This is a genomic window from Nucisporomicrobium flavum, assembly GCF_016464385.1.
Lineage (GTDB): Bacteria > Actinomycetota > Actinomycetes > Mycobacteriales > Micromonosporaceae > Actinoplanes > Actinoplanes flavus_A.
On sequence record NZ_JADMLH010000019.1, the window covers coordinates 64174 to 90852 of the forward strand.

Below are 26679 nucleotides of genomic sequence, written 5' to 3' on the forward strand. Positions count from 1 at the left end.
TCCGTGCGGGACCGGCGCCTTTTCGGGTACGCGGGTCAGCGCGCCGAGGTCGTCGCCCGCACCCACGGGAGCGCGAGCCGCTCCACCAGCACGAGCACGTAGTACAGCACGATACTGATCACGGCCAGGAGAGTGATCGCGGCGAACGCCGTCGCGGTGTCACCCTGGCCGCTGGTCTGCACGATGATCATGCCGAGGCCGGTCTCGCCGTACTGCATCTCGCCGACCACGACGCCGATCACCGCGAGCGGCATCCCGACCTTGAGGCCGACGAAGATCTGCGGCAGCGCGGCGGGCAGCCGCACCCGCAGGAACGTCTGCAGCCGCGAGGCGTCCATCGACCGGACCAGCTCCGCGAGATCCGCCGGGGTGCTGGTCAGCCCGGTCGCCGTGGACAGCACGATCGGGAAGAAGCAGACCATGAACGCCATCGCGAGGATCGGGGTCTGCCCGTACCCGAACCAGATCAGCATGAGCGGCGCGAGCGCCACCTTCGGCACGGCGTTGAAGGCGACCAGCAGCGGCGAGAACATCCGCTCGACCGGCCGCCACGCCGCGATCGCCAGGCCGATCAGCGCGCCCACCAGCACGGACAGGGCGAAGCCGAGGACCGTCGAGTACGTCGTGTGCCAGGCCTCGGTCAGCAGGACCTGGCGGTAGCGGTTGAAGCCGTCGAGCACCTCGGGCGGCGCGGGCAGCACCACCACGTTCATGTCGAAGGCGACGGTGACGATCCACCAGGCGGCGATCGCCACCACGAGGCCGAGGAGCGGCCACAGCACGGCCGAGACGGTACGCCGCGGCGCCGGTCCCGCCGGATCCGCCGCCGCCGGGGCGGAAGCGGTCGCCAGGTCAGTCATGTCTCATCGTTTCCTCGCAAGGCGTCGCGGGGCACCCGGCCGGGCGCCCCGCGACGGCAGCCGGATAAGGCGTGAGGCAAGAGGGCGAACGAGTTGTCCAGCTCGGGGGTGAGCCCGGCCGGGATCTGACCGGAGCCCTGCAGGATCGCGATGCTGCGCGCGACCCGCTGGTTGTCCAGCGCGCCGACGGGCACGCCGGAGGCCTCGGAGCGCACGAACGGCGCCATCAGCGTCAGCTCGGCCGCGGCGGACTTGGGGTCGGCCGTCGCGACGTACTTCTTGAGGATGGTGCCGGCCTCCTCCGGGTTGGTGATCGAGTCCTGCAGACCCTTGAGCAGGGCGCCGGTGAACTTCTTCACCTTCTCCGGGTTGTCCTTGGCGTACTGGCTGGAGGTGATCAGCACGTTGCCGTAGAGGTCCTGCAGGTAGTCGCTGTACGGCAGCAGCACCGCGGTCTTGCCCTTGGCGATGTTCTCGATGGTGGGCTTACCGACCACGAACTGCCCGATGCCGTCCACCTGGTGCTGCGCCAGCGTGCCGAAGAGCGTCTGCGGGTTGCCGTTCTGGAACTTGACCTTGGTCGCGTCCACGTTGGCCAGCTTCGCGTACGTGGGGAACAGGTTCCGCACGACGGAGCCGGGGGTGTCCGCGAGGGTCTTGCCCTCCAGGTCCTTGGGCGCGCTGATCCCGTAGCCCTCCAGCGACATGATCGCCGCCATCGTGCGCTGCTGGACCGCCGCGACCGCGGTGAAGCCGGTCAGCTTGGGCGCGCCGCCGGCGCCACCCGCGGCGAGCAGGCCGCCGGTGAGGTCGATCGGCGTGAACTGGGCCTGGCCGCCGACGATCGACTTCACGTTCTCGCCGGAACCGTTGCCGGGCTTGATCTCGACGTCGAAGCCGGCGTCCTTGAAGTAGCCCTTCTCCTTCGCCACGTATGCGTAACTGTCGCGGCCGAAGTTGCCGAACGACGTCAGATAGGTGACCTTCTCCAGCGTCTGCGAACCGCCGGAAGCGCTCTTGTCGTCCGCGTCGTCGCTGCAACCGGCTGCGGCGGCGAGCGTCGTGGCCAGCGCGGCGGCCACGAGCGTACGGGTGAATGTCCTTCTGTGCACCGGATTCCTTCCCAACCGAGGGGGTGTTGAGGCGGTCGGCGCCGCCGGCGGAGGGTGCCGTGACGCCGCGTGGTGTTGTGGTGAACTCGCCGCGTAAGCGTAGGGGACCTGAAGCTGATCATCGATGACAGGTATGTCTCAGAAACCCTTGTGGACAGGCTGGTCGCTCGGACGGCTACAGTGGGCGGCGCATCGATCCGACTCCATCGGGAGCACACGCAGATGATCCGGCTCAGCGGCGTTTCCCGGACGTTCGCGGGACGTTCCGGCACCGTGGAAGCGCTCCGGGAGATCGAACTGGACGTCGCCGAGGGTGAGTTCGTCGCGGTGCTCGGCCGCTCTGGCTGCGGAAAGTCCACTTTGCTGCGCATGATCGCCGGGCTGCTCCCGGCGACCTCGGGCGAGGTACGGGTTTCAGGCGACCGGGTGACGAAGCCGCGGCGTGACATCGCGATGATGTTCCAGAAACCGGCGCTGCTCCCGTGGCGGACCGTCCTCGACAACGTGCTGCTGCCGGTGCAGATCTTCGGCTGGCGCAAGGCGGCCCACCGCGAGCGCGCGCACGAGCTGCTGGCGATGACGGGCCTGTCCGGTTTCGAGAAGCGGCTCCCGCACGAGCTCTCCGGCGGCATGCAGCAGCGGGTCGCGCTGTGCCGCTCGCTGATCGCCAACCCGCGCGTGATGCTCATGGACGAGCCGTTCTCCGCGCTGGACGCCCTGACCCGCGAGGAGCTGTCCGGCGAGCTGCAGCGTGTGCACATGGAGCTGAACACGACCATCGTCTTCGTCACCCATTCGATCGACGAGGCGGTGCTGCTGGCCGACCGGGTCGTGGTGCTCAGCCCGCGCCCGGGCCGGATCCGCGAGGTGCTCGAAGTCAAGATCCCGCGGCCCCGCACGCTGGGCCGCGGCGCGCACCTCGAGGACGTCGCCCGGTGCAGCGCCGAACTGCACGAACTGCTCATGGCTTAGGACACCCGCATGCGCGTCAGCCTGTTCACCGAGCCGCACCGCGGCGCCACGTACGACGACCAGCTCCGGCTGGCGCGGCACGCGGAGGACGCCGGTTTCGAGGGCTACTTCCGAGCCGACCACTACCAGTCGATGGGTGCGGACCCGGGCCTGCCCGGCCCCACCGACGCCTGGCTCACCCTGGCCGGCCTCGCCCGCGAGACGTCCCGCATCCGGCTCGGGACGCTGGTCAACTCGGCCACGTTCCGGCTCCCCGGCCCGCTGGCCATCATGGTGGCGCAGGTCGACGCGATGAGCGGCGGCCGGATCGAGCTGGGCATGGGCGCGGGCTGGCTGGAGCGCGAACACACCTCGTACGGCATCCCGTTCCCGCCGCTGGGCGAGCGCTTCGACCGGCTGGCCGAGCAGCTCGCGATCGTGACCGGGCTGTGGGCCACGCCGGACGGCGCGACGTTCTCGTTCGACGGCAAGCACTACCGCCTGCTCGACGCGCCCGCGCTGCCCAAGCCGGTGCAGCGCCCCGGCCCACCGGTGATCGTGGGCGGCCGGGGACCGAAGCGGACGCCGGAGCTGGCCGCCCGCTTCGCGGACGAGTTCAACATGCCGTTCAAGTCGGTCGCCGAGACGACGGAAGCCTTCGATCGGGTACGCCGGGCCTGCGAGACGTACGCGCGCCCCGCCGACCGTCCCCTGACGCTGTCCGCGGGCATCGTGGTGGCCCTGGGCCGCACCGACGAGGAAGCCCGCCGCCGCGCCGCGCCCCTGCACGTGCCGAGCGCCCTGCCGCCGGAGGACCCGGTGGAGGGTTCCCCCGACGCGCTCGTGCAGCGCATCGGCGAGATGGCGCAGGCCGGCGCCACCCGGGTGCACCTGCGGATCATCGACATGTCCGACCTCGACCACCTGGACCTGATCGCCGACCGGGTCCTGCCACAGGTAGGAGCGCTGTGACCGACCAGGAGCTGGGACCCGTCGGGCAGGAGATCCTGCTCGAGAACGACAAGGTGCGCGTCTGGCACATCTCGCTGCAGCCCGGCGAGTCGCAGCCGCTGCACCACCACGGGCTGCCGTACGTCGTGGTCGCCGTCCAGGGCGCGAAGAACGTCATCCACACCGCGGACGGCGACCGGATCGACGTGGTCGAGGAGACCGGCAGCATCGTCTTCCGGGAGCCCGGCCAGACTCACATGCTGACCAACGACGGTGACACTGTGTATATCGGCCGGATCGTCGAGCTGAAGTCCGCCTAACCGGAATTTTGGCAAGCCTTAAGAAGCGGCCTTCCGACTGGCGGGCGGCCCGGACCATTCCGTAACGTGCCCGCCATGGCATTTCGGACGTGGGCCAAGCTGTTGTTCGCCACTCTCGGCGTGGGCGCGCTGGCGGGGGCGAGCCAGCTGGGGCTGGCGTACGGCCTCGGCATCGTGCGCCTGACCCGCGTCCTGGACGTGACGGCGCGTGATCAGTGGACCGCGCAACTGGCCTGGGCCGCCTGGATCCCCATGGTGGCCGCGGTCGCCGGCGCACTCGCCGGCGCGCACCTGCTGCGCCGCTGGTCCCCGGGCTTCCGGGCCGGGGTGGGCACCGAGATCGCGCTGGCGTTCGCCGCGGCCATCGGAGCGGCAGTCGTCGTCCCGCTCACCATGCAGCCGGCCCGCACCGCACAGGTGGCCGGAGTGAACCCGGTCGTGGTCATCGCCATCTGCGCGGGCCTGGGCGCGCTGATCGGCATCTTCGCCGCCTGGGGCGCCGTCGCACAGGTGGTGGCCCGATGGAGCCTGATCGCCACGGGCGCCGCGATCTGGACGGTGGCGCTGGTGTCGGTGTCCCCGTCGCTGGCACCGGGTGAGGCGCTGCCCGCCGTACGCCTGGGAGTCTTCGACGCCGGCTTCCTGGCCCCCGCGGTGACCCAGCGGACGGCCCTGGCCACCATGCCGGCCCTGGCCCTCCTCCTCGGCGCGATCCTCGGCTGGGCGGCCCGCCGCCGCGACCTGCCGACGCTGACCATCGCGCTGGCCGGCATGCCCGGCCCGGCCCTGCTCACGATCGCCTACCTGATCGCGGGCCCCGGCTCGGGCGACGCCCGCTACCAGGTCGTGCCGTACTGGGCAGCCATGACGGCGACCGGAGCGGGAGTCCTCGGCTCGGTCCTGGCGGCGGTCCTGCGCCGCTCCCCCGCCCCGGACGACCCGGAGGACGCCCCCACCGAGGACCGCCCGCCGCTGCCCAAACGCGTCGAACAGCCGGCATCTGCGATCGCCGCAGCGGCCGCCCCCACTCCGCCGCCGCCCGCCACCCCGGCATCCGCCACCCCGGCAGCGACTCCCTCAGCGGCACCGGCCCCCTCCCCGTCCGCCGCGCCGGCCTCCGCGCCGGCCCGGCCTCCGGCTTCCTCACCGGCGGCAGCGCCGACCCGCCCGCCTGCGGGAGCGCCGTCTCGCCCGACGGCCGAGCCCAAGACCGACCCCCAGCTGCGCACATCGGACACGGCGGTCTTCGACACCACGGGTACGCCGGAACCGAAACGCCCCAAAGCCCGCCGCTCCAGCGTGGCCGACGCCTTCACCGGCCGTACCGGCGAGTTCCCGACCCGCCGCCCGGCCGCCCCCACGGCGACCGGCCGCAGCGTCCCCCTCGGCGAGTACGCCTCCCCGGACCCGGCCCCCTTCGACGCCTTCGCCCGCGCCAAGGACAACCCAGGCGCCGGCAGCGCTTCACAGGCGGCCCCCCACCGCCCGGCCACCGGCAGCCACGCCCGGCCAGACACGCAGTCGCCAGCGCCGAAGCCGTACGTGCCGGAGCCCGCGACCCGCCCCATCCCCCCGGAGGCCCTCCAGTCACCGACGGCGGAACAGCCCCGCTCGGTCCCCGGCCGGCTGGGCCGCAGCCTGCGCCCGTTCGCCCGGGGCCGAGCCGCCGAGCCGCTCACCCCGGAACCCACCATGGTCAGCGCGCCGCTCCCCCAACCCCAGCCGGTCACCCCGCCGCTGTCCGTCACCCCGGCGCCGAAGCACGCCGACGTCCCGCAGCAGGCACCGGCCCCGCAAGGCACGGCTCCGCAAGGCCCTGCCGCGGAAGGCCCGGCGGCGGGAAGCGGCCGCGGTCGCTTCGGCCTGCGCCGGCGCAAGGACGAGGACTACGTCGACTGGGTGAGCGGCCTCGGCGGCTGAGCCCCCGCCCCAGGCCGGCGCCGTCGAACCAGGGCGCCGGCGGTGCAGGCGAGGATGTGCCAGGCGGGCCCAAGCGGCGTGCGGCACCGCTTCCAGCTGCCCACCCTCCGGCCTTCGCACGCGCTGCCCACCTGCCGGCCCCTCGCACGCGCTGCCCACCTGCCGGCCCCTCGCACGCGCTGCCCACCTGCCGGCCCCTCGCACGCGGACCCTGTCCCGGGCGGCCACCGCGCCGAGCGGATTCTCAAGCGAATCCCCAGCAAGCGCCCCCCAACGCATAGCCGAACGCCGATGGAATGATCCGTAGCGGATGTACCGCCGCGCCCTCACCCGCCGGAGGATGAGCGCACGGCCCGGCACGACGGGCCCCGACGCTACGGAGTCCGCATGTCCGCTGACACCCCGGTACCCCGCCCGTCCCGCCTGCGCCGCCTGCTCTCGGCGGTGGCGATCGTCTTCGCGCTCACCGGCGGCACGCTCGTCGCCCCCGCCGTGGTCGCGCCGGAGCACACCGCCGCCGCCGAGGCGTCGGTCTATTCCAGCTGCACGATGGCGCGCTGCACCGACGCGCGTACCGCCCGGTCGGGCTGGAGTCAGCTCGGCTGGCCGACGAGCGCCGGCTGGTACACGTGGCCGTACGGCCAGTACAACTACACCGGCGGCACGTTCCAGAACCGCGAACGCCAGTTGCCGACGAACGCCACCTACAACGAGTACGACGTGTACCCCCGCTCACGTGGCGCGGCGCGGGACGCGTACCGGATCGTGGTGAACCGGTCCACGAAGGAGACCTGGTTCACCCCCGACCACTACGTCAACTTCTACAAACTCTAGGAACCCGGCTCGCCGCCCGGCCGCCGAAGCAGCCGGGCGGCAAGCAGCCGGGCGACAGGAAAGCCCGGCGGCACGAAGCCAGGACGGGCCCGGCCGGCAGACGAACGGCCGGCCGGCCCCCGTCAAGCAGTCGTGACCGGCAGGTACACCCGACCACCCGAGTTCAGGAACTCGTCGCTCTTGTCCTTCATCCCCTGCGCCGCGTACTCCTTCAGCTCCTGGGTGATCTTCATCGAGCAGAACTTCGGCCCGCACATCGAGCAGAAGTGCGCCGTCTTGGCGGGCGCGGCGGGCAGCGTCGCGTCGTGGTACGCCCGCGCCGTCTCCGGGTCCAGCGCCAGGTTGAACTGGTCCTCCCAGCGGAACTCGAACCGTGCCTTGGACAGCGCGTCGTCCCAGGCCTGCGCCCCCGGATGCCCCTTGGCCAGGTCCGCGGCGTGCGCAGCGATCTTGTACGCGATCACCCCCGCCTTCACGTCGTCCCGGTCCGGCAGCCCGAGGTGTTCCTTGGGCGTGACGTAGCAGAGCATCGCGGTGCCGAACATGCCGATCATCGCGGCGCCGATGGCCGAGGTGATGTGGTCGTACGCCGGCGCGATGTCGGTGGTCAGCGGCCCGAGCGTGTAGAACGGCGCCCCCGAGCACAGCTCCTGCTGCAGGTCGACGTTCTCCTTGATCTTGTGCATGGGCACGTGCCCCGGCCCTTCGATCATCACCTGCACGCCGTGCTCCCACGCGACGTGCGTGAGCTCGCCCAGCGTGCGCAGCTCGGCGAACTGCGCTTCGTCGTTGGCGTCCGCGATGGACCCGGGGCGCAGGCCGTCGCCCAGCGAGAACGTCACGTCGTACCGGGCGAGGATCTCGCAGAGCTCGGCGAAGTTCTCGTAGAGGAAGTTCTCCCGGTGGTGCGCGAGGCACCAGGCCGCCATGATCGAGCCGCCGCGCGACACGATGCCGGTGACCCGGTTGACCGCGAGCGGCACGTACGGCAGCAGCACCCCCGCGTGCACGGTCATGTAGTCGACACCCTGCTCGGCCTGCTCGATCACCGTCTCGCGGAAGACCTCCCAGGACAGCTTCACCGGGTCCCCGTCGACCTTCTCCAGCGCCTGGTAGATCGGGACCGTACCGATCGGGACGGCCGAGTTCCGGATGATCGCCTCGCGCGTCTCGTGGATGCGCTTGCCGGTGGACAGGTCCATGACGGTGTCCGCACCCCAGCGGGTGGCCCAGGTCAGCTTGTCGACCTCCTCGGCGATCGAGGACGTGACCGCGGACGTACCGATGTTGGCGTTGACCTTCACCAGGAAGCGCGAACCGATGATCATCGGCTCGGTCTCGGGGTGGTTGACGTTGGCCGGCAGCACGGCCCGGCCGGCGGCGATCTCGTCGCGCACGACGGACGCGTCGACGCCCTCGCGGATCGCCACGAACTCCATCTCGTCGGTGATGATCCCGGCCCGCGCGTACGCGAGCTGGGTCGGACGATCCCCGGCGAGCGGCGTGCCCCCACCGGCGACCGGCGCGACATCACCCCGGGCGGCGATCCACGGCCCGCGCAGCGGCGGCAGCCCTACCTCCGGATCGCTGCCGGGACCGGACGTGTCGTAGAGCCGGACGGGCGGGTTGTCCCCGGTCAGCTCGACCTCGGCGAACGGCACCCGCAGGTCCGGACGGGAGCCCTCGACGTACACCTTGCGCCTCATGTTTCCTCCCCAATCGTGATGAACCGGGCATGACAAGGCCGCGAGGGATCACGGCCCGACAGCAATAGCCCTCAGGCGAAGTGGTGCAGCGGCCCGGGACCGGCCCCGAGCTTCCAATCGCGGCCGCCGGCCAGCGCCCGCGCGACGTAGGACTTGGCGGCCCGGACCGCGCCCGCGACGTCGTCGCCCAGGGCGAGCCGGGCCGCGATCGCGGACGAGAACGTGCAACCCGAACCGTGATTGTTGGCGGTCAGCACGGGTTCACCGCGCAACGTCTCGCTGCGCCCGCCCGCGTGCAGCAGGTCGATCGCCAGCTCGCTGCCGGTGACCACGACCGCCTCGGGCCCGCGCGCGGCCAGGTCGGCCGCTGCCCGGGCCATCTCCTCGGCCGTCTCGACCCGGCCACCGGTCAGGGCGCCGGCTTCGTGCCGGTTCGGCGTCAGAACCCGGGGGTACGGGATCAGTGGCTCGACAGAAGCAACACCGGACAGCTCGCTGCCGGAGGTGGCGACGAGCACCGGATCCACCACCAGGTTCGGCAGCTCGGCGGCCCGCGCGGCGATCACCTCGGCAACGGCGGGATCCCCCACCATCCCGACCTTGACGGCCGCCACCTCGAAGTCGGAGAGCACGGCGTCGAGCTGTGCCGCCACGATCTCCGCCGGAATCGAATGGATCGCGGTGACCCCCCGCGTGTTCTGGGCCGTCACCGCGGTGATCACCGAGACTCCGTACGCCCCCAGCGCCGCAAACGTCTTGAGGTCGGCCTGGATCCCCGCCCCACCCCCGGAATCCGACCCGGCGATGGTCAGCACCACCACCGGAGTCATGCCGCCACCGCCTCGGCCAGCGCCCGAATGACCTTCTCCGGCTCCTCGGCCCGCATCACCGCACCCATCACAGCCACCCCCGCAGCTCCCGCCTCGACACACTCCCGCGCCCGCGACGGCGAATCGACACCGCCGAGCGCGAGCCACGTCCGTTTCCCCGCCAGCCGCGCCGCCCCGGCCGGCCCCAGCGCAGGGCCGTACCCGGGCTTCGACGCGCTGGCGTAGACCGGCGACACCGTCACGTAGTCCTCATCGGACAGTTCCTCGAACCCGTGCCACGATCGTCCCACCAGTTCGACGCCGTTCGGCCGGTTATCCACAGACGACAGATGGACCGCTCCGCCCCCCAACGGATCCGGGCCCGCGATGATGAGACGTCCGGGCGGCACGACGGTCCTCACCTCTGAGGCGAGGGCGTATCTGTCCCCGTACGAAAGATCCTTCTCGCGGAGCACGACCCACGACGCGCCGCCGCGGACCGCCGCCCGGACCACCTCGACGAGCGGCCCGGCGGCGAGCCGGCGATCGGTGAGCACGACGACGCCGGACGGGCTCACCATGCCGGCATGCCGTCGTCCGATGTGGAGGCGAGCGCGTGATAGCGCTTCGGGATGCGTCCTGCTCCGGCCGCGAGCCGCCCGGCCTCCACGGCGTGCCGCATCGCCGCCGCCATCCGCGCGGGGTCCTCGGCCCGGGTGACCGCTGAGGCGATCAGCACCCCGTCGCAGCCCAGTTCCATGGCGAGGGCCGCGTCCGAGGCGGTGCCGATGCCCGCGTCCAGGATCACCGGCACGTCGACGCTGTCGCGGATCAGCCGGATGTGGTGCGGATTGCTGATGCCGAGCCCCGAGCCGATCGGCGCGCCCGCGGGCATCACCGCCGCGCACCCGGCGTCGGCCAGCCGGCGGGCGAGGATCGGATCGTCGCTGGTGTACGGCAGCACCCGGAACCCGTCGTCCACCAGCCGCTCCGCCGCCCGCAGCAGCTCGACGCCGTCGGGGAGCAGCGTCCGCTCGTCCCCGATGACCTCGAGCTTGATCAGGTCGGTCTCGAACGCGTCCCGGGCGAGCTGCGCGGCCTTGACGGCGTCCGCGGCGGTGTAGCACCCGGCCGTGTTCGGCAGCACGCGCATGCCCAGCCGGTCCAGCAGCGGCAGCAGGCCCGGCCCGGCCGCGTCCACCCGGCGCAGCGCGACGGTGACCATCTCGGTGCCGGACGCCACGATCGCCGCCTCGAGCGCGGCCAGGCTCTCCGCCCCGCCGGTGCCGAGGATCAGCCGCGATTCCCCGAAGAGCTCCGCCATGTCAGCCGCCCTGCGCCGCGGTCAGGACCTCGACCCGGTCACCCTCGGCCAGCCGCGCGCCGGGCCAGGCCGACCGGGGTACGACCTCCCCGTTGACCGCGACCGCGACCCCGCGCCTCGCCTCGGTGACCGCGGCGACGAGCCGCTCCACGGTGCTGCCGGCCTCGACCGTACGGCCGGCGCCGTTCACAGTGACCCTCAAGCGAACCTCCCGGGGCTGAACGCTGCGAGCAACGGATCGACCCGGCCCACGACCAGGCCGGCGATGAGATCGGCGGTGACCGGGGTGAGCAGCACCCCGTTGCGGTGATGCCCGGCGGCCACGACGAGGTCGGGTCCGAGCCGCCCGAGCACGGGCGCGTTGTCCGGTGTGGACGGACGGTGCCGGACGACGGTCTCGGTCAGCTCGAACTCGGCCAGCTCCGGCACGAGGTCGGTGGCCGAGCGCAGCAGTTCCAGCACCGATCCGGCGGTCACGGTGAAGTCGGCCCGTTCCTCCTGGGTCGCGCCCACGACCACCTCGCCGTCCGAGCGGGGCACCAGGTAGACGTGCCGGCCGTCCACGTACCCGTTGACGACGTGCCGCAGCACTCCCGGCTCCCCCCGCAGGCGCAGCACCAACCCTTTCACCGGGCGTACGGGCAACCCGGTCAGCTCCGCGGTCCCCAGCCCGGCCGCCACGACGACCGGCCCTTCGGGGAGCGACGCCACCCGCCGGCTCGTCACCGCGGCACCGAGCACGGCACGCAGCGCGGCGACGACCCGCCGGGGATCGACCTGCCAGTCGTCGGGAAGGAACGCCCCGCCCCGCACCCGTGGCGACAGCGCCGGCTCCAGCGCCCGCAGCTCGCTCGGCGGCAACGGCTGCACTTTGAGATCCCGCAGCTCCCGGTACGCCCACAGCCGCCGAGCCTCGGCGAGGTCGTCCCCGGTCAGCGCCACATCGACCGCGCCCGTGGCGTCGAAGCGCAGGTCGTGCCCGGCCTCCTGGGACAGCTCCGCAGCGAAGGCGGGCCAGCGGCGAGCCGACTCCAGCATCAGCTCCTGCAGTGGCTCCTGGCCGAACGCGGTCTCCCCGGCGGGAGCGATCATCCCGGCGGCGGCGTACCAGGCGCCCTCGTCGCCGCCGCTGTCGAGCACGGTCACCGACAGTCCATGGTGGACGAGCCGCCAGGCCACGGAGAGCCCGATGATCCCGCCCCCGACCACGGTCACGTGGCTCATGAGAGCGCCTTCAGCAGCCGCTCGGTCACCTCGAAGGGATCGGCGGCGTTGGCGACCGCGCCCACCACGGCCACTCCGGCGGCCCCGGCCCGGCGCAGCTCACCGGCGTTGTCCGCGGTCACGCCGCCGATGGCGACGATCGGTACGCCCGGCACCGAGGCCGCCACCGAGCCGATCTTCGCCACCCCGAGCGGCGCCGGCAGCCCCGGCTTGGTCACGGTCTCGAAGGCGGGCCCCACCCCGAGGTACGACGCCCCGTCAGCGACGGCGGCCCGGGCGGCGGACTCGTCCCGGCATGTCCCGCCGAGCACCGCCACCGGGCCGAGGACCTTGCGCGCGGCGGCCACGGGCAGGTCCTCCGCGCCGACGTGGGCGCCGTCCGCGCCGACCGCCAGCGCCACGTGCAGCCGGTCGTTGACCAGGCACAACACCCCGGCCGGACGGCACACGTCGACGATCGCCGCCGCCAGCTCGTACGCGGCCCGGTCGGTGACGTCGTCCTCGACCCGGACCTGCACCGCCAGCCGGTCGGACGCGCCGAGGCGGCCCGCGGCGGCCACGGCGGCGGTGACGACGGCGACGGCGTCACGCCCGGGGCGTGCATCGGTGATGAGGTGCAGACGCGGGAAAGCAGGGTCCACAACGCACTCCTCCCTGCGCCGGCATGACCCGGATCAGGTTCGACGGTCGGGGGCCGCGACAGCCCCCCTCTCAGCCCGGTGCACCGGACTCCCGTGGGGTTGGTTCCGCCGCCGACACTAACGCCGTGCCGCGGTCCGCGTAAAGCCCCTCAGCGCACGTCCCACACCGGCTCGGAGGTCTCCACGACCTCGCCGTCGCCCTGGAAGAGCACGAACCGATCGAATCCGCGCGTGAACCAGCGGTCGTGGGTGACGGCGATCACCGTGCCCTCGAAGGCCTTCAGCCCTTCCTCGAGCGCTTCCGCCGAGGCGAGGTCGAGGTTGTCGGTCGGCTCGTCGAGCAGCAGCACGGTCGCCCCGGACAACTCGAGCAGCAGCACCAGGAACCGGGCCTGCTGTCCACCGGAGAGCGTGCCGAAGCGCTGATCACCCTGCGCCGCGAGCTCGTACCGGTTGAGCGCCTTCATCGCGCCGGCCCGGTCCATCCCGGACCGGTGGTCGTCACCGCGCCAGAGGATCTCCACGAGCGTACGGTCGAGCAGCTCCGGCCGGTCGTGCGTTTGCGAGAAGTGCCCGGGCCGCACCCGCGCGCCGAGCCGGGCCGTGCCGTTGTGCGCGACGTGCGCCAGCGGTGCCCCGTCCACCGGCTTGTTGTCCACGTCCGGGGCCGTGCCGCCGGCCGCGAGCAGCCGCAGGAAGTGCGACTTTCCCGTGCCGTTCGCGCCGAGCACCGCGACCCTGTCCCCGTACCAGATCTCCAGGTTGAAGGGGAAGGTCAGGTCTTCCAGCTCCAGGCCCGTGCAGACCACGGCCCGTTTTCCCGTACGCCCACCGCGCAGGTTCATCCGCAGCGACTGTTCCTTCGGCGGCAGCGGCGGCGGACCGGCCTCCTCGAACTTGCGGAGCCGCGTCTGAGCCGCCTGATAGCGCGAGGCCAGCCCGTCGTTGTACGCCGCCTTGTTCTTCAGCGTGAAGACGAGCTCCTTGAGCTTCTCGTGCTCCTCGTCCCAGCGCCGCCGCAGCTCCAGCAGCCGCTCGTGGCGGTTCGACCGGGCCTCGTGCCAGGACGCGAAACCGCCGGGATGGGTCCACGCGCTGCCGCCCTCCACGGCCACGACCCGGGTGGCGGTCTGTGCCAGCAGCTCCCGATCGTGCGAGACGTACAGCACGGACTTGGACGATTCCTGCAGCCGCGCCTCCAGCCACCGCTTGCCGGGCACGTCCAGGAAGTTGTCCGGCTCATCGAGCAGCAGCACCTCGTCGCCGCCGCGCAGCAGCAGGTCGAGCGCGAAGCGCTTCTGCTGTCCACCGGAGAGCGTGCGCACCGGTCGCGACTTCACCTCGTCCCACGGCTTGCCGAGGATAGCGACGGCCACGGTGTCGAACAGCACCTCGGCGTCGTACCCGCCGGCCTCGCCCCACCCGGCCAGCGCGGTGGCGAACCGCATCTGCGCCTTCTCGGAGCCGGGCGCCTCCCGCAGCGCCGCGTCGGCCGCGCCCACCGCGTCGGCCGCGGCCCGCAACGGGGGCGCGACCAGGGACAGAGCAAGATTCTCGAGGGTACGGTCGTCGCCGATCATCCCGATGAACTGCCGCATGACCCCCAGCCCACCGGCCCGGGCGACGGTCCCCACGGGTACGGCGAGATCCCCGGCGACCATCCGCAACAGGGTGGTCTTCCCGGCGCCGTTCGGCCCGACGAGCGCCACCTTCGCCCCCTCCCCCACCCGGAAGGAGACGTCGGAGAACAGTTCCCGCCCGTCCGGCAGCACGAACGCGACCCCGGAGACATCCACGTAACCCACGCGGCCATCCTCCCCGAGGAAGCGACGCAGGTCAGTCGGTTTTTCCGCCGGTGCCCCGGGTGATCCGCAGCACCCGGAAGCCGCGCTGGCTCGCGACCCGGTCCACGTCCCACCCCAGCGACGTCAGCCACCCGTGCAGCGAGTCGCCGCCGAGGTTGCGGTTGATGACCACCCACGCCACCCCGCCCGGGGCGAGCCGCTCCAGCCAGCGCCGCATCAGCACCTGCAGCTCCGCCTTGCCGACGTGCGTGGGCGGGTTGCTCCAGATCTGGTCGAACGTGACGTCCGCGGGCACGTCGTCGGGGCCGTACACGTGGACCCGGTCCGCCAGGTCCAGCGCGGCCGCGTTCTCCACGGTGAGATCACGGGCCCGGGAGTTGACGTCGATCGCGTACACGGTCGCGGCCGGCGCCTCGCTGGCCAGCACGCAGGTGATGGGGCCGTACCCGCAGCCGAGGTCGAGCAGGGTCCCCGTCGTCGCGGTGGTGGGCAGCTCGGCCTTGCGCAGCAGGACGGCGGTGCCGGGGTCCAGCCGCCCGGCGGAGAACACCCCGCGCGCCACCACCAGGTCGTAAGCCCGCCCCGCCGCCGTGAACTCGATGCGCCCCCGGCTCTCCAGGGTGGCCGGCTCGGCAGTGAAGTAATGGTCCGCAGTCACCCCGTCAGTGTCCCGCGTACGCCCCGCCCGCTGACACCGGGATGCCGCACAACGAGCGGTGGCGCGCCCGGGTGCCGCACATTCTGTGCGTCCACCGATTCACGTGCGCTCCTACCGTGTGCTGCATGTTCCGCCCCCCTCACCCCCGCTCCGCCCACCGCGCGAACCAGGGAAGCGGACTCGCCACCCTCACCCTGCCCGGCCTGTCCCGTACGCCCCCGGCGCAGCACCGCCGTCCCTCGATCCCTGCCCAGCGCCGCCGCTCGGCCGGCACCTCTCCGCCGGTCCCGTACCAGCCCACCCCGCATCGCCGAGCCGCCGCCGGCCTCACGGACCTGCTGACGCTCCGCTTCGAGACCGCCCTGACCGGCCTCTCGCGCTGCGTGGGGACCGCGCTTCGGCCGGCGCCCGTACGCCCCGTCCGGCCGGCGCCCTCGCGCACCCTCCGCCACGGCCCTCAGGAGCCCGGCGAGGCGCTGCACTTCCTGCTGAGCGGCCTCGGCGCGCTCATCATCCTGTCGATCATCACGGTGAGCGTCTTCTTCGTCATCGCCGAGGAGCAGCGCGGCCCCGTCGGCGAGACCTCGGCGGCGCTGGCCGCACCGGCGTCGATCAGCTCCCGCCGGGTCGACGCCACCCCGCTCACCGGCCCGGAGGTCTTCCCCGGCCCGCGGATCATCCCGGCCGGCGCCGCACCGTACGAGGTGACGGCGAGCAAGGCGGAGGACGACTGCGGGCTGGGCGCCACCGGCGATCTCAGCGCCGTGCTCGCCGAGAACGGCTGCTCCCAGCTCGTCCGGGCCCGCCTGACCGCCCCGTACGGCGGCTACCAGGTGACCGCCGGCGTCTTCAACCTGGCGGACGAGGTGGCGGCGGCGCAGGCCAGCGAGCGCGCGGGAAGCCTGGTCGAGGCCGGTACGGGCACCTTCGCGTCGCTGATCCCGGTCGACGCCGGTTCCGGCGTACCGCCGCTGGGCCAGGTCAACTGGCACGCACGGGGGCACTACCTGCTCTACTGCGTGATCTCCCGCCCGGACGGCGCGCTGGTGGCCGACGACGACCCGTACGCCGCCCGCATCACCGCCGACCTGATCGAGCGTCACCTCGCCGGCCAGGTCATAGCCCGGCGCGCCGCACGGTCCTGATTCAGGCGCGCAGGCGGCGCGTCGCGTCGGCGCGCTCGGCGTACTCGCTCTCGTCGGGATAGCCGACCGCCACGAGGGTCAGGCCGTGCGCCGGCGCCACGGTCACCTCGCTGGACCGTTCCCGCAGCGTCAGCAGTTTCGCCGGCCAGCCCGGGTCGCGGCGCCCGTCGCCCACGGTCAGCATCGCGCCGACCAGGCTGCGGACCATCGCCTGGCAGAACGCGTCGGCCTGCACGGTCGCCACGGCGATCCCGTCCGGGTCGCGGCGCCACTCCAGCCGGGTGATGGCCCGCACGGTGGTCGCGTGCTCCTTGCGTTTGCAGTACGCGGCGAAGTCGTGCAGCCCGACGAGCCCGGCCGCGGCCTCGTTGAGCCGTCCCAGGTCCAGCGGGCGCACCCAGCCGAGGGTGTCGTGGCGGCGCAGCGGCTCGGGCCCGAAGACGGTGTCGGTGACCCGGTACTCGTACCGCCGGAACGTCGCGGAGAACCGGGCGTCGAAGGTGGACGGCACCGGCGTCACGGCCCGTACGCGCGCATCCGGCGGCATCAGCGCGGCGAGCCGGCGGAGCAACGACTCCGACAACGTCTCCCACACGGGCGCCGGCAGGTCGATGTGGCACACCTGCCCGGTGGCGTGCACCCCCGCGTCCGTACGCCCCGCCACGGTCAGCCCGAGCGGCACGTCGGCACCCACGAGCCGGGCCAGCGCCTCGGTCAGCACCCCGGCCACCGTACGGCGAGCCGGCTGAGCAGCCCATCCCGAGAAGTCCCCGCCGTCGTACGAGACGTCGAGGCGAAGTCGAGTCGTGTCTGTCACCGCAGTCCTGCCCCTTGAAAGACGAAACGGCCCGGCACCCCGCGAGGGGTACCGGGCCGCAGCTGCCTGAATCAGGCCTTGGCGTCGTCGGTGTCTTCGCCCTCGGCCTGGTCGCCCGGGCCCTCGGCGCCCTTGTCGCCGGACGCGTTCACCGGCGGCTCGGCGTCCTGGTCGGCGGCGGTCTCGGCCGGGGTGTCGGCCTTCGCCGGCGCCTCGTCCTCGCGGGCCAGCGCCTCGACCTTGTCCTGCTGCTTGGCTGCGCGGGCGGCCTTCTTGGCCGGCGCCGTGGTGGCCGCGACCTGCAGCTCCTCGACCAGCTCGATGACGGCCATGGGAGCGGCGTCACCCTTGCGGATGCCGGTCTTGGTGATCCGGGTGTAGCCACCCGGACGGTTGGTGTAGCGCGGCGCGATCTGCTCGAACAGGGCGTACACGACGTCCTTGTCCTTGACGACCGTGAGCACCCGGCGGCGGGCGTGCAGGTCACCGCGCTTGGCCTTGGTGATCAGCTGCTCCGCCAGGGGGCGCAGCCGGCGCGCCTTGGTCTCGGTCGTCTTGATCTTCCCGTGCCGGAAGAGCTCCGTGGCCAGGTTGGCCAGCAGCAGCTTCTCGTGCGCCGGGCTGCCGCCGAGGCGGGGACCCTTGGTGGGCGTGGGCATTTCTTGCTCCTAGTTCAGGCGGCCGAGGTGGTCAGAGCTGCTCGGTCTCGCGGTAGTCGTCGGTGTCGTAGTCCACGTCGCCGAACGAGTCGACCACGTGCGCCGGGTCGAAGGACGGCGCGCTGTCCTTGAGGCCCAGGCCCATTCCGGCGAGCTTCATCTTGACCTCGTCGATCGACTTCTGACCGAAATTCCTTATATCCAGAAGGTCGGCCTCCGTCCGCCCGATCAGTTCGCCGACGGTGTTGATGCCCTCGCGCTTGAGGCAGTTGTACGACCGGACGGTGAGGTCCAGCTCCTCGATCGGCAGGGCGAGGTCGGCGGCCAGCTGGGCGTCCTGCGGCGACGGGCCGATGTCGATGCCCTCGGCGGTCTCGTCCAGCTCGCGGCAGAGACCGAACAGCTCGACGAGCGTCGAACCGGCGGACGCCAGCGCGGTACGGGGCGAGATGGACGCCTTCGACTCGACGTCGATGATCAGGCGGTCGAAGTCGGTACGCTGCTCGACTCGGGTCGCCTCGACGCGGTAGGTGACCTTCATGACCGGCGAGTAGATCGAGTCGACCGGGATCCGGCCGATCTCGGCGCCGGCGCTCTTGTTCTGCGCCGCCGTGACGTAGCCACGGCCCCGCTCGACGGTGAGCTCCATGTCGAGCCGGCCCTTGCTGTTCAGGGTGGCCAGCTTCAGGTCGGGGTTGTGCACGGACACGCCGGCCGGGGGCTGGATGTCACCGGCGGTGACGTCGCCCGGGCCCTGCTTGCGCAGGTACATGCTGACCGGCTCGTCGTGCTCGGAGCTGACGGTGAGCTCCTTGACGTTCATGACGAGCTCGACCACGTCCTCCTTGACACCGGGGATCGTGGTGAACTCGTGCAGCACGCCGTCGATCTTGATGCTGGTCACCGCCGCGCCCGGGATGGACGACAGCAGCGTACGCCGCAGCGAGTTGCCGAGGGTGTAGCCGAAGCCCGGCTCCAGGGGCTCGATGGTGAACCGGGAGCGGGTCTCGCTGAGCGACTCTTCCGAGAGGCTCGGGCGCTGGCTGATGAGCACGCGTTTCTTCTTTCTGTCGGGGCACCCGCTATTTGATGCCCGTCCTCATGAACTACCCCGGGCGCCTCCGCGTGGAGGCGCCCGGGCAGAGCGCTACTTGGAGTAGAGCTCGACGATCAGCTGCTCCTGGACCTGCGTGTCGATGACGGCGCGGGCCGGGAGGGTGTGGATCAGGATCTTCATGTCGCTGGGGATCGGCTCCAGCCACGCCGGGGTCGGACGCGAACCGGCCTGGGCCTGCGCGACGACGAAGGGGGTCATCTCCTTCGACTTCTCGCGGACCTGGACGATGTCGTGCTCCTTGACCCGGTACGACGGGATGTCGACCTTCACGCCGTTGACCAGGAAGTGGCCGTGCTTGACCAGCTGCCGGGCCATGTCGCGGGACGCGGCGTAGCCGGCCCGGTAGACGACGTTGTCGAGACGCGACTCGAGGATCTGCAGCAGCACCTCACCGGTCTTGCCGGGCTTGGTGACAGCCTCCTCGTAGTAACCGCGGAACTGCTTCTCGAGCACGCCGTACGTACGACGGGCCTTCTGCTTCTCGCGGTGCTGGAGCAGGTACTCGGTCTCCTTGGTCCGGCCGCGGCCGTGCTGCCCGGGCGGGAACGGCCGGGACTCGAACGGGCACTTCGGACCATCGCACTTGCTGCCCTTGAGGAACAGCTTCATCTTCTCGCGGCGGCAACGCTTGCAGTCCGCACCTGTGTAACGAGCCATTACTTCTGTCTCTCCCTCAGACCCGGCGACGCTTCGGCGGACGGCAACCGTTGTGCGGCTGCGGCGTGACGTCGGAGATCTGCCCGACCTCGAGGCCGGCGGCCTGCAGCGAACGGATAGCGGTCTCCCGGCCGGAGCCGGGGCCCTTGACGAACACGTCGACCTTGCGCATGCCGTGCTCCATCGCCCGGCGCGCGGCGGCCTCGGCGGCCAGCTGCGCGGCGAACGGGGTCGACTTGCGCGAGCCCTTGAAGCCCACCTGGCCGGACGAGGCCCAGGAGATGACCGCACCGGTCGGGTCGGTGATCGACACGATGGTGTTGTTGAAGGTGCTCTTGATGTGCGCCTGCCCGTGGGCGACGTTCTTGCGTTCCTTGCGCCGGACCTTCTTGACTGCGGCCCCAGCGCGTGCCTTCGGTGGCATAAGTCTTCTGCGCTCCTATTACTTCCGACCGGGCTTCTTCTTACCGGCGACCGTGCGCTTCGGACCCTTGCGGGTACGAGCGTTCGTCCGCGTGCGCTGGCCCCGGACGGGGAGCCCACGACGGTGGCGGATGCCGGCGTAGCAGCCGATCTCAACCTTGCGGCGGATGTCCGCAGCGACCTCGCGGCGCAGGTCGCCTTCTACCTTGAAGTTGCCCTCGATGTAGTCGCGGAGCTGGACCAGCTCCTCGTCTGTGAGGTCCTTGGCGCGCTTGTTCAGGTCAATGCCGGTGGCGGTGAGCGCCTCCACGGCGCGGGTGCGACCGACCCCGTAGATGTAGGTGAGCGCGATCTCCATCCGCTTCTCGCGGGGAAGATCGACGCCGACGAGTCGAGCCATAAGTGGGCGTACTCCTCAGGTGTCTCACGGAGGTCTGTGCCCGTTCCCACCCCGCCTGCCCTGGCGGGCCCCGGCCTCCGACCGGGGGTGAAGCCACGCGTCAGCGAAGGTTCGCGACGGCGGCTGGGACGAGCTCGTTCAGTGGTGCGGATCTGACAGTGCCCTGGGGCGGAATCAGCCCTGGCGCTGCTTGTGACGCGCGTCGGTCTTGCAGATGACCATGACGCGCCCGTGCCGCCGGATGACCCGGCAGTTGTTGCAGATCCGCTTGACGCTCGGCTTGACCTTCACGGTTTGCCTTAACTCTCAGTCAGACGGGATGTGGATCCCCGTGACCCGGTTACTTGTAGCGGTAGACGATGCGCCCACGGGTCAGGTCGTACGGCGAAAGCTCGACGACGACTCTGTCCTCGGGAAGGATGCGGATGTAGTGCTGTCGCATCTTGCCCGAGATGTGCGCGAGCACCTTGTGACCATTGGCGAGCTCGACGCGGAACATGGCGTTCGGCAGGGGCTCGATCACACGGCCTTCGATCTCGATGGCTCCGTCTTTCTTAGGCATGTCCTCCGCTACCTGACATCGGGTTCTTGGGGCAGGCTCACAACGTTCATCGCAACCCGCGAGGGGCCGGACCAGCCGCGGCTCCGGACACCACCAGAAGCGCTTGGTGGACACGCCGGAGTGGACGCTGTGCGCCAGCAAGCCAGTGTACGCGCGTGCATGCATCGACACCAAACCGAGCCCCCCGCAACCCGGGGTCGGGTGTGTCGGCATACCGGAGAACCGGACACGACGGTCGATTCAGCCGGTTTTCTTCGCTTTTTTAGGCTTCGCCGGCCCCGGTTCCGCCGACGGCAGTTCGCCCCGAGCGGCGGCCCTGCGCTCCCGCTTCCGCGACCTGGCCCGTTGCTTCCGGGCCCTCTTCTCCGCCCGCCTGCGCGGTTCACCATTGGTCAGCCCGGCCACAGTCGTCAGCACGAGCAGGAGGCCCCACGGCACTGCCACCCACACCGGCCAGAAGTAGAGCAGCTCACCGCCGGCCAGCGACGAGATCGCCCAGATCGCCGAGGTGATCCCCACCACGGGGATCCAGGAGCCCCACACCTCGGCCAGCCAGCGCCGAGTCAGCTCCGCGTCGGAAGCGGTGACGAGCGCCTCTCCGGCCGGGCTCCGCGGCGCGGGCACGGCGGCCGCCGGCAGATCGCTCAGCAACCCGCCCAGGTCGCCGTAGGTCTTGGCCGCGTACGTCCGCTGCAGCCGCTCGTCGTACTCGTGCAGGTCCAGCCTGCCCTCCGCGAGCGCGACGCGCAGCTGCTCGGCGACGGCCTGCCGATCGGCGTCCCCCGCCCGCATCTCGTCACGCCCCATGCACCCCAGGATGCCAGCGCCGCGCCGCTGCCGGAATCCCCGCGGCTGTCGGCCTGGTTACCGGTCGCGGCCGGTCATCCGCCGGATGAGGCCGAAGACCAACGGGATGAGCATCCAGCCCGGCCAGAAGTAGATCCAATCGCCGGAAGCCATGCTCGACAGCGCCCAGACGATCACGCAGACCAGCACCACGCCGCCGTAGGAGGCCAGCCACGGCGGCCCACCCGGCCGGCGCATCTCGCCCACCTCGGGTCCTGCGCCGGCTCCGGCCTCCGCGGCCGCCCGCGGCGCCTGCGGCACCACCTGGGCGCGCTGCGCGGGCACGGTGCCGGGCAGGTCGGTGGTCAGGGCATCGAGATCACCGTACGTCTTCGCCGCGTACGTCCGCTGCAGCCGCTCGTCGTACTCGTGGAGCTCCAGGCGTCCCTCGTCGAGCGCGGCCTTCAGCCGATCGGCGACCGCCTGGCGCTCGGCGTCGCCCGCACGCATCTGCTCGTCGCTCATCGATGCGGACTTTACTCGGCGAGCGAGTCAACCGCGGGCTGCCGGGACGTGACGAGGTCACCGAGCCGGGCCCGGCCACCGTCGCGGGCCGTGGTGACCCACACGCCGTCCTCGAGCAGCGCCATCGTGTGCTCCACGTGCGCGGCCATCGAGCCGTCCCGGGTGATGACGGTCCAGCCGTCGGAGAGCTCCTGCGTACGCGGGGAGCCCATGGTGATCATCGGCTCGATGGCCAGCGCCATGCCGGGCACCAGACGGGGACCCTTGCCGGGCTTGCCGTGGTTCAGCACGTGCGGGTCCTGGTGCATCTCCGTGCCGATGCCGTGGCCGCCGTACCCGTCGACGATGCCGTAGCGGCCACCCTTGCGGACAGCCTTCTCCACGTTGAAGGAGATGTCGGTGAGCCGGCCGCGGCCGTTGGCGGCGCCGCGCGCGGCGGCGGCGATGCCGGCCCACATCGCGTCCTCGGCCACCTCGGCCATGCGCAGCAGGGCCGGGTCGGTCTCCCCCACGCCGACCGTGATCGCGGAGTCGCCGTGCCAGCCGTCGAGGATCGCCCCGCAGTCCAGCGACAGGAGGTCGCCCTCCTTGAGCACCTGCGCGGACGACGGGATGCCGTGCACGACCTGCTCGTTGACCGACGCGCAGATCGACGCCGGGAAGCCGTGGTAGCCCTTGAACGACGGGATCGCGCCGGCGTCCCGGATGACCCGCTCGGCGATCGCGTCGAGGTCGGCCGTGGAGACGCCGGGCGCCACCGCTTCGCGCATCGCGTCGAGCGCGGCGGCCACGACGAGTCCCGCGCCGCGCATGAGCTCGATCTGTTCGGGGGTCTTCAGCTGGATGTCCAGCTGCTGACGGCGCATCTCAGCCTCCGTACGACCGCAGCGCGTCGATCGCCCGCACCGTGACGTCCTCGACCGGCCCGGTCGCGTCGATCCCGACGAGCTTGCCCTGCGCGCCGTAGAAGTCGACGAGCGGCGCGGTCTTGTCCGCGTACTCGACGAGCCGGTTGGCGATGGTCTCGGCCCGGTCGTCGTCGCGCTGGAACAGCTCGGAGCCGCACCGGTCGCAGATGTTGTCCTTGCTGGTCGGGTCGAACTCGACGTGCCAGATCTTGCCGCAGCCGCGGCAGGTCCGCCGCCCGGAGAGGCGGCGGATGACCTCGTCGTCGTCGACCACGAGCTCCATCACGAGGTCCAGCGCGGTGCCGAGGTCGGCGAGCAGCTTGTCCAGCGCGGAGGCCTGCGGGACGGTCCTCGGGAAACCGTCCAGCAGGAACCCGTCGCCGGCGTCCGGCTCAGCGAGCCGGTCGCGGACCATGTTGATGGTCACCTCGTCCGGGACGAGGTTGCCCGCGTCCATGTACCGCTTGGCCTCGAGCCCGAGGGGCGTGCCCTGCGAGACGTTGGCCCGGAAGATGTCACCGGTCGAGATCTTCGGTACGGCGAGATGGGCGGCGATGAACTCAGCCTGGGTCCCCTTGCCGGCCCCCGGAGGGCCCACCAGTACCAGCCGCACCTACATCGCCTCGCTTCGGTGAGAACGAGCTCCGCAAACCGCAGACGCGAGAGCCCCCCGGCTCCGCGCCCCCACTACCGGAGGAACCCTTCGTAGTTGCGCTGCATCAGCTGGCTCTCGATCTGCTTCACGGTCTCCAGCCCCACGCCGACCATGATCAGAACCGCGGTACCACCGAACGGGAAGTTCTGGTACTGCTTCTGATTGAGCCAGATGAAGAAGAAGTTCGGCAGCACCGAGATCAGGCCGAGGTAGAGCGCGCCCGGCAGGGTGATCCGGCTGAGGATGAAGTCCAGGTAGTCGGCGGTCGGCTTACCGGGCCGGATACCCGGTACGAAACCACCGTACTTCTTCATGTTGTCGGCGACCTCGGTCGGGTTGAACGTGATCGAGACGTAGAAGTACGTGAAGAAGATGATCAGCAGGAAGTACGTGACGATGTAGATCCAGCTCGTCGGGTCGGCGAGGTTGTTCTGGATCCACTGCTGGTAACCCTTGAGGTTGTTGCGGTCGAAGAACTGCAGGTACAGCTGCGGCAGGTAGAGCAGCGACGACGCGAAGATCACCGGCACGACGCCGGCCTGGTTGACCTTCAGCGGGATGTACGTCGAGGTGCCGCCGTACATGCGCCGGCCGATCATGCGCTTCGCGTACTGCACCGGGATGCGGCGCTGGGCCTGCTCGATGAAGACGACCGCGCAGATGACCAGCAGCACCAGGGCGATGACGAGCCAGAACTTGCCCCAGCCGTTGCTCTCCTTGATCGTCCAGCCCTCGCCGGGGAGGCGGGCGGCGATCGAGGTGAAGATCAGGACGGACATGCCGTTGCCGACGCCGCGGTCGGTGATGAGCTCGCCCAGCCACATGACCACGCCCGTGCCGGCGGTCATCGTGATGACCAGCATCGAGAGCGTCAGCCAGTCCGGGATCCCGGTGCCCTTGGGGATGATCGCGAAGTTCGACTGGTCCTGCGGGCAGGCGCCGGCGAAGAGCTGGCCGGAGCGGGCCAGCGCGACGAACGCCGAGGACTGCAGCACCGCGAGGCCCAGGGTCAGGTAGCGGGTGTACTGCGTGATCTTCGCCTGGCCCGACTGGCCCTCCCGGCGGAGCTGCTCCAGGCGGGGGATCACCACGGTGAGCAGCTGCAGGATGATCGACGCCGTGATGTACGGCATGATGCCGAGCGCGAAGACCGACAGCTGGAGCAGCGCGCCGCCGGAGAACAGGTTCAGCAGGTTCAGGACCCCGCCGCCGGCGTTCGAGCTGTTCACTGCGTCGAGGCAGTTCTGCACATTGGTGTAGGACACGCCCGGGCTGGGCAAGGTGGCGCCGAGCCGGTAGACCGCGATGATCGCTACTGTGAACAGCAGTTTCTTGCGCAGGTCAGGCGTCCGGAACGCACTCAGAAAGGCGGAGAGCAACTTCTTCCTCCTGCGCGAGGTGACCGCCTGGACCGGCGGATGGGGGTAGGCATCGGTCCGGACGACCGATATACCTGGCTGGGAACGGACTTTAACAGCCTGACGTGCCTGCCGTGAGGCACGGTCGCCGCTTGTGCAACACCCGGGGACGAAGAGCTATGCCGCGGCTGGGGGAACTATTCCGCCCGACCCGGTGAAAGACCAGGTCAGACGCCAGAACGGGGATGCCGGCCCGGGGCATCTGTGCGATACCTCGGGCCTGCATCCCCGGCAAGCCTCACAGCTCGGTGGCGGAACCACCGGCGGCTGCGATCTTCTCCTTGGCCGACTCGCTGAACGCGTGCGCCGAAACCTGCAGCGACACGCTACCCAGCTCGCCGGAACCGAGGACCTTCACCGGCTGGCCACGACGGACCGCGCCGGCCTCGGCCAGCTCGAGCGGGCCGACCTCGCCGCCGTTCGGGAACAGCTCGGCGAGCCGGTCCAGGTTCACGACCTGAAAGACGACCTTGTTCTTGTTCTTGAAGCCCTTGAGCTTCGGCAGGCGCATGTGGATGGGCATCTGCCCACCCTCGAAGCTCGCCGGAGTGTTCTTGCGGGCTCCCGTACCCTTGGTGCCCCGACCGGCGGTCTTGCCCTTGGAGCCCTCACCGCGACCCACACGGGTCTTGGCGGTCTTCGCTCCGGGCGCCGGGCGCAGGTGGTGGACCTTGATCGCCATTACTCGACCTCCTCGACACTGACGAGGTGGCTCACGGCGAAGATCATGCCCCGAATCTCGGGGCGGTCCTCCTTGACCACCACATCGTTGATCCGCTTCAGGCCCAGCGACCGCAGGGAGTCCCGCTGGTTCTGCTTACGGCCGATCTCGGACCGGATCTGGGTGACCTTCAAGCGTGCCATCAGCGCACCGCCGCTTCCGCACGCGCAGCCAGCATGGCCGCGGGCGCGACGTCCTCGACGGGCAGACCACGACGGCTCGCGACCTGCTCCGGCGATTCGAGGCCCTTGAGAGCGGCCACGGTCGCGTGCACGATGTTGATCGGGTTGGACGAGCCGAGGCTCTTGCTCAGCACGTCGTGGATGCCCGCGCACTCGAGCACGGCACGCACCGGCCCACCGGCGATGACACCGGTACCGGCGGATGCCGGCTTGAGCAGGACGACACCCGCGGCGGCCTCGCCGGTGATCGGGTGCGGGATCGTCGCACCGATCCGCGGCACCTTGAAGAAGTGCTTCTTGGCCTCCTCGACACCCTTGGCGATGGCCGCGGGCACCTCCTTGGCCTTCCCGTATCCGATGCCGACGGTGCCGTCACCGTCGCCGACGATCACCAGGGCGGTGAAGCTGAAGCGACGACCACCCTTGACGACCTTCGCGACACGGTTGATCGCTACGACCCGCTCCAGGTGGGGGGTCTTCTCGACGGGCGCGTTACCGCGGCCGCCCTCACGGCGGTTGTCGCGGCGGCCGCCTTCGTTGTTACCGCCGGACCCGCCGCCACGGCGCTGCTGACCAGGCATTGGTCTTC

The 26679-nt window shown here is 71.2% G+C and carries 33 protein-coding genes and 1 riboswitch; of the genes, 6 read left to right on the forward strand and 27 right to left on the reverse strand.

The genetic code is table 11. The features are described 5' to 3' along the window. Nucleotides 1–35: 35 nt before the first annotated feature. Nucleotides 36–860 (reverse strand): ABC transporter permease, encoded by an 825-nt coding sequence (locus IT780_RS33270; protein ID WP_199515805.1) that lies wholly within the window; start codon nucleotides 858–860, stop codon nucleotides 36–38. Continuing rightward, the gene (locus IT780_RS33275) at nucleotides 857–1972 is read right to left on the reverse strand and encodes an ABC transporter substrate-binding protein (protein WP_199515806.1); all 1116 of its coding nucleotides are present in this window, start codon (nucleotides 1970–1972) and stop codon (nucleotides 857–859) included. The genes IT780_RS33270 and IT780_RS33275 overlap by 4 nt, the downstream gene beginning before the upstream one ends. A 222-nt stretch (nucleotides 1973–2194) precedes the next feature. On the opposite strand from IT780_RS33275, the gene IT780_RS33280 reads away from it, so the two are divergent. The 5 genes from IT780_RS33280 to IT780_RS33300 all read left to right on the forward strand — a co-directional run bounded on the left by IT780_RS33280 (nucleotide 2195) and on the right by IT780_RS33300 (nucleotide 6948). Continuing rightward, the gene (locus IT780_RS33280) at nucleotides 2195–2944 is read left to right on the forward strand and encodes an ABC transporter ATP-binding protein (RefSeq protein ID WP_199515807.1); all 750 of its coding nucleotides are present in this window, start codon (nucleotides 2195–2197) and stop codon (nucleotides 2942–2944) included. 9 nt (nucleotides 2945–2953) lie between these two features. After that, complete coding sequence (locus IT780_RS33285) at nucleotides 2954–3895, forward strand: LLM class F420-dependent oxidoreductase (protein ID WP_199515808.1); 942 nt, start codon at nucleotides 2954–2956, stop codon at nucleotides 3893–3895. After that, the gene (locus IT780_RS33290) at nucleotides 3892–4194 is read left to right on the forward strand and encodes a cupin domain-containing protein (protein ID WP_199515809.1); all 303 of its coding nucleotides are present in this window, start codon (nucleotides 3892–3894) and stop codon (nucleotides 4192–4194) included. Before IT780_RS33285 ends, IT780_RS33290 begins: the two co-directional genes overlap by 4 nt. A 75-nt stretch (nucleotides 4195–4269) precedes the next feature. Then, complete coding sequence (locus IT780_RS33295) at nucleotides 4270–6114, forward strand: hypothetical protein (protein WP_199515810.1); 1845 nt, start codon at nucleotides 4270–4272, stop codon at nucleotides 6112–6114. A 387-nt stretch (nucleotides 6115–6501) separates the two neighbouring features. Continuing rightward, nucleotides 6502–6948, forward strand: coding sequence for a ribonuclease domain-containing protein (locus tag IT780_RS33300; RefSeq protein WP_199515811.1), 447 nt, complete (start codon nucleotides 6502–6504; stop codon nucleotides 6946–6948). Nucleotides 6949–7070: 122 nt separating this feature from the next. On the opposite strand, the gene thiC is transcribed toward IT780_RS33300, so the two are convergent. The 9 genes from thiC to IT780_RS33345 form a co-directional block, all read right to left on the reverse strand. After that, nucleotides 7071–8654 (reverse strand): phosphomethylpyrimidine synthase ThiC, encoded by a 1584-nt coding sequence (gene thiC, locus IT780_RS33305; protein ID WP_199515812.1) that lies wholly within the window; start codon nucleotides 8652–8654, stop codon nucleotides 7071–7073. Nucleotides 8655–8725: 71 nt separating this feature from the next. Beyond that, nucleotides 8726–9484, reverse strand: coding sequence for a bifunctional hydroxymethylpyrimidine kinase/phosphomethylpyrimidine kinase (gene thiD / locus IT780_RS33310; protein ID WP_199515813.1), 759 nt, complete (start codon nucleotides 9482–9484; stop codon nucleotides 8726–8728). Continuing rightward, a complete protein-coding gene (locus tag IT780_RS33315; RefSeq protein ID WP_199515814.1) occupies nucleotides 9481–10044 on the reverse strand; it encodes a thiamine phosphate synthase in 564 nt (187 codons plus the stop codon). Before IT780_RS33315 ends, thiD begins: the two co-directional genes overlap by 4 nt. Beyond that, nucleotides 10038–10787: a thiazole synthase gene (locus IT780_RS33320; RefSeq protein WP_199515815.1), complete on the reverse strand. Its 750-nt coding sequence runs from the start codon at nucleotides 10785–10787 to the stop codon at nucleotides 10038–10040. The genes IT780_RS33315 and IT780_RS33320 overlap by 7 nt, the downstream gene beginning before the upstream one ends. Before the next feature lies 1 nt (nucleotide 10788). Continuing rightward, nucleotides 10789–10989, reverse strand: a complete 201-nt coding sequence (gene thiS, locus IT780_RS33325; RefSeq protein ID WP_199515816.1) for a sulfur carrier protein ThiS — start codon at nucleotides 10987–10989, stop codon at nucleotides 10789–10791. Next, nucleotides 10986–12011 carry a glycine oxidase ThiO gene (thiO, locus tag IT780_RS33330; protein WP_199515817.1) on the reverse strand — a complete coding sequence of 342 codons (1026 nt, stop codon included), beginning with the start codon at nucleotides 12009–12011 and terminating at the stop codon, nucleotides 10986–10988. The genes thiS and thiO overlap by 4 nt, the downstream gene beginning before the upstream one ends. Next, nucleotides 12008–12631, reverse strand: coding sequence for a thiamine phosphate synthase (gene thiE / locus IT780_RS33335; protein WP_233413936.1), 624 nt, complete (start codon nucleotides 12629–12631; stop codon nucleotides 12008–12010). The genes thiO and thiE overlap by 4 nt, the downstream gene beginning before the upstream one ends. Nucleotides 12632–12645: 14 nt before the next feature. Next, nucleotides 12646–12757, reverse strand: a riboswitch (TPP riboswitch). 44 nt (nucleotides 12758–12801) lie between these two features. After that, entirely contained in the window at nucleotides 12802–14457 is a 1656-nt protein-coding gene (locus IT780_RS33340; RefSeq protein WP_199515819.1) for an ABC-F family ATP-binding cassette domain-containing protein, read from the reverse strand. Nucleotides 14458–14488: 31 nt separating this feature from the next. Next, the gene (locus IT780_RS33345; protein ID WP_199515820.1) at nucleotides 14489–15115 is read right to left on the reverse strand and encodes a class I SAM-dependent methyltransferase; all 627 of its coding nucleotides are present in this window, start codon (nucleotides 15113–15115) and stop codon (nucleotides 14489–14491) included. A gap of 125 nt (nucleotides 15116–15240) precedes the next feature. Between IT780_RS33345 and IT780_RS33350 the strand changes: the two genes are divergently transcribed. Beyond that, nucleotides 15241–16260, forward strand: a complete 1020-nt coding sequence (locus IT780_RS33350; RefSeq protein ID WP_199515821.1) for a hypothetical protein — start codon at nucleotides 15241–15243, stop codon at nucleotides 16258–16260. A 1-nt stretch (nucleotide 16261) separates the two neighbouring features. On the opposite strand, the gene truA is transcribed toward IT780_RS33350, so the two are convergent. The 16 genes from truA to rpsE all read right to left on the reverse strand — a co-directional run bounded on the left by truA (nucleotide 16262) and on the right by rpsE (nucleotide 26671). Continuing rightward, the gene (truA, locus tag IT780_RS33355) at nucleotides 16262–17077 is read right to left on the reverse strand and encodes a tRNA pseudouridine(38-40) synthase TruA (protein ID WP_199515822.1); all 816 of its coding nucleotides are present in this window, start codon (nucleotides 17075–17077) and stop codon (nucleotides 16262–16264) included. Between the two features lie 71 nt (nucleotides 17078–17148). Beyond that, entirely contained in the window at nucleotides 17149–17736 is a 588-nt protein-coding gene (gene rplQ, locus IT780_RS33360) for a 50S ribosomal protein L17 (RefSeq protein ID WP_199515823.1), read from the reverse strand. Nucleotides 17737–17767: 31 nt separating this feature from the next. After that, nucleotides 17768–18790 (reverse strand): DNA-directed RNA polymerase subunit alpha, encoded by a 1023-nt coding sequence (locus tag IT780_RS33365; protein ID WP_023358222.1) that lies wholly within the window; start codon nucleotides 18788–18790, stop codon nucleotides 17768–17770. A gap of 93 nt (nucleotides 18791–18883) precedes the next feature. Next, nucleotides 18884–19510, reverse strand: a complete 627-nt coding sequence (gene rpsD / locus IT780_RS33370) for a 30S ribosomal protein S4 (protein ID WP_199515824.1) — start codon at nucleotides 19508–19510, stop codon at nucleotides 18884–18886. A gap of 16 nt (nucleotides 19511–19526) precedes the next feature. Then, a complete protein-coding gene (rpsK, locus tag IT780_RS33375) occupies nucleotides 19527–19934 on the reverse strand; it encodes a 30S ribosomal protein S11 (RefSeq protein ID WP_014440747.1) in 408 nt (135 codons plus the stop codon). 18 nt (nucleotides 19935–19952) lie between these two features. Next, nucleotides 19953–20333, reverse strand: a complete 381-nt coding sequence (gene rpsM, locus IT780_RS33380) for a 30S ribosomal protein S13 (protein WP_199515825.1) — start codon at nucleotides 20331–20333, stop codon at nucleotides 19953–19955. Between the two features lie 174 nt (nucleotides 20334–20507). Continuing rightward, complete coding sequence (gene rpmJ / locus IT780_RS33385; protein WP_015619018.1) at nucleotides 20508–20624, reverse strand: 50S ribosomal protein L36; 117 nt, start codon at nucleotides 20622–20624, stop codon at nucleotides 20508–20510. Nucleotides 20625–20673: 49 nt separating this feature from the next. Then, complete coding sequence (infA, locus tag IT780_RS33390) at nucleotides 20674–20895, reverse strand: translation initiation factor IF-1 (protein WP_007073013.1); 222 nt, start codon at nucleotides 20893–20895, stop codon at nucleotides 20674–20676. 240 nt (nucleotides 20896–21135) lie between these two features. Further along, on the reverse strand, nucleotides 21136–21687 hold the full coding sequence (locus tag IT780_RS33395; protein ID WP_199515895.1) for a DUF1707 SHOCT-like domain-containing protein: 552 nt from the start codon (nucleotides 21685–21687) through the stop codon (nucleotides 21136–21138). 72 nt (nucleotides 21688–21759) lie between these two features. Further along, nucleotides 21760–22206 carry a DUF1707 SHOCT-like domain-containing protein gene (locus tag IT780_RS33400; RefSeq protein WP_199515826.1) on the reverse strand — a complete coding sequence of 149 codons (447 nt, stop codon included), beginning with the start codon at nucleotides 22204–22206 and terminating at the stop codon, nucleotides 21760–21762. A gap of 11 nt (nucleotides 22207–22217) precedes the next feature. Next, nucleotides 22218–23072 carry a type I methionyl aminopeptidase gene (gene map, locus IT780_RS33405; RefSeq protein ID WP_199515827.1) on the reverse strand — a complete coding sequence of 285 codons (855 nt, stop codon included), beginning with the start codon at nucleotides 23070–23072 and terminating at the stop codon, nucleotides 22218–22220. Nucleotide 23073: 1 nt separating this feature from the next. Beyond that, on the reverse strand, nucleotides 23074–23727 hold the full coding sequence (locus tag IT780_RS33410; RefSeq protein WP_199515828.1) for an adenylate kinase: 654 nt from the start codon (nucleotides 23725–23727) through the stop codon (nucleotides 23074–23076). Nucleotides 23728–23801: 74 nt separating this feature from the next. After that, on the reverse strand, nucleotides 23802–25148 hold the full coding sequence (secY, locus tag IT780_RS33415; protein ID WP_199515829.1) for a preprotein translocase subunit SecY: 1347 nt from the start codon (nucleotides 25146–25148) through the stop codon (nucleotides 23802–23804). Nucleotides 25149–25425: 277 nt separating this feature from the next. After that, nucleotides 25426–25869 (reverse strand): 50S ribosomal protein L15, encoded by a 444-nt coding sequence (gene rplO, locus IT780_RS33420; RefSeq protein ID WP_199515830.1) that lies wholly within the window; start codon nucleotides 25867–25869, stop codon nucleotides 25426–25428. Beyond that, entirely contained in the window at nucleotides 25869–26051 is a 183-nt protein-coding gene (gene rpmD, locus IT780_RS33425; RefSeq protein ID WP_071803333.1) for a 50S ribosomal protein L30, read from the reverse strand. Before rpmD ends, rplO begins: the two co-directional genes overlap by 1 nt. Continuing rightward, nucleotides 26051–26671, reverse strand: a complete 621-nt coding sequence (gene rpsE, locus IT780_RS33430) for a 30S ribosomal protein S5 (protein WP_199515831.1) — start codon at nucleotides 26669–26671, stop codon at nucleotides 26051–26053. Before rpsE ends, rpmD begins: the two co-directional genes overlap by 1 nt. Between the last annotated feature and the right edge of the window lie 8 nt (nucleotides 26672–26679).

Coding starts and splice junctions, on each gene's coding strand:
- IT780_RS33270 (WP_199515805.1), bottom strand. CDS start 860: ATGACTGACCTGGCGACCGCTTCCGCCCCGGCGGCGGCGGATCCGGCG.
- IT780_RS33280 (WP_199515807.1), top strand. CDS start 2,195: ATGATCCGGCTCAGCGGCGTTTCCCGGACGTTCGCGGGACGTTCCGGC.
- IT780_RS33285 (WP_199515808.1), top strand. CDS start 2,954: ATGCGCGTCAGCCTGTTCACCGAGCCGCACCGCGGCGCCACGTACGAC.
- IT780_RS33295 (WP_199515810.1), top strand. CDS start 4,270: ATGGCATTTCGGACGTGGGCCAAGCTGTTGTTCGCCACTCTCGGCGTG.
- IT780_RS33300 (WP_199515811.1), top strand. CDS start 6,502: ATGTCCGCTGACACCCCGGTACCCCGCCCGTCCCGCCTGCGCCGCCTG.
- thiC (WP_199515812.1), bottom strand. CDS start 8,654: ATGAGGCGCAAGGTGTACGTCGAGGGCTCCCGTCCGGACCTGCGGGTG.
- thiD (WP_199515813.1), bottom strand. CDS start 9,484: ATGACTCCGGTGGTGGTGCTGACCATCGCCGGGTCGGATTCCGGGGGT.
- IT780_RS33315 (WP_199515814.1), bottom strand. CDS start 10,044: ATGGTGAGCCCGTCCGGCGTCGTCGTGCTCACCGATCGCCGGCTCGCC.
- IT780_RS33320 (WP_199515815.1), bottom strand. CDS start 10,787: ATGGCGGAGCTCTTCGGGGAATCGCGGCTGATCCTCGGCACCGGCGGG.
- thiO (WP_199515817.1), bottom strand. CDS start 12,011: ATGAGCCACGTGACCGTGGTCGGGGGCGGGATCATCGGGCTCTCCGTG.
- IT780_RS33350 (WP_199515821.1), top strand. CDS start 15,241: ATGTTCCGCCCCCCTCACCCCCGCTCCGCCCACCGCGCGAACCAGGGA.
- rplQ (WP_199515823.1), bottom strand. CDS start 17,736: ATGCCCACGCCCACCAAGGGTCCCCGCCTCGGCGGCAGCCCGGCGCAC.
- rpsD (WP_199515824.1), bottom strand. CDS start 19,510: ATGGCTCGTTACACAGGTGCGGACTGCAAGCGTTGCCGCCGCGAGAAG.
- rpsK (WP_014440747.1), bottom strand. CDS start 19,934: ATGCCACCGAAGGCACGCGCTGGGGCCGCAGTCAAGAAGGTCCGGCGC.
- rpsM (WP_199515825.1), bottom strand. CDS start 20,333: ATGGCTCGACTCGTCGGCGTCGATCTTCCCCGCGAGAAGCGGATGGAG.
- infA (WP_007073013.1), bottom strand. CDS start 20,895: ATGCCTAAGAAAGACGGAGCCATCGAGATCGAAGGCCGTGTGATCGAG.
- IT780_RS33395 (WP_199515895.1), bottom strand. CDS start 21,687: ATGCGGGCGGGGGACGCCGATCGGCAGGCCGTCGCCGAGCAGCTGCGC.
- IT780_RS33400 (WP_199515826.1), bottom strand. CDS start 22,206: ATGAGCGACGAGCAGATGCGTGCGGGCGACGCCGAGCGCCAGGCGGTC.
- map (WP_199515827.1), bottom strand. CDS start 23,072: ATGCGCCGTCAGCAGCTGGACATCCAGCTGAAGACCCCCGAACAGATC.
- rplO (WP_199515830.1), bottom strand. CDS start 25,869: ATGGCGATCAAGGTCCACCACCTGCGCCCGGCGCCCGGAGCGAAGACC.
- rpmD (WP_071803333.1), bottom strand. CDS start 26,051: ATGGCACGCTTGAAGGTCACCCAGATCCGGTCCGAGATCGGCCGTAAG.
- rpsE (WP_199515831.1), bottom strand. CDS start 26,671: ATGCCTGGTCAGCAGCGCCGTGGCGGCGGGTCCGGCGGTAACAACGAA.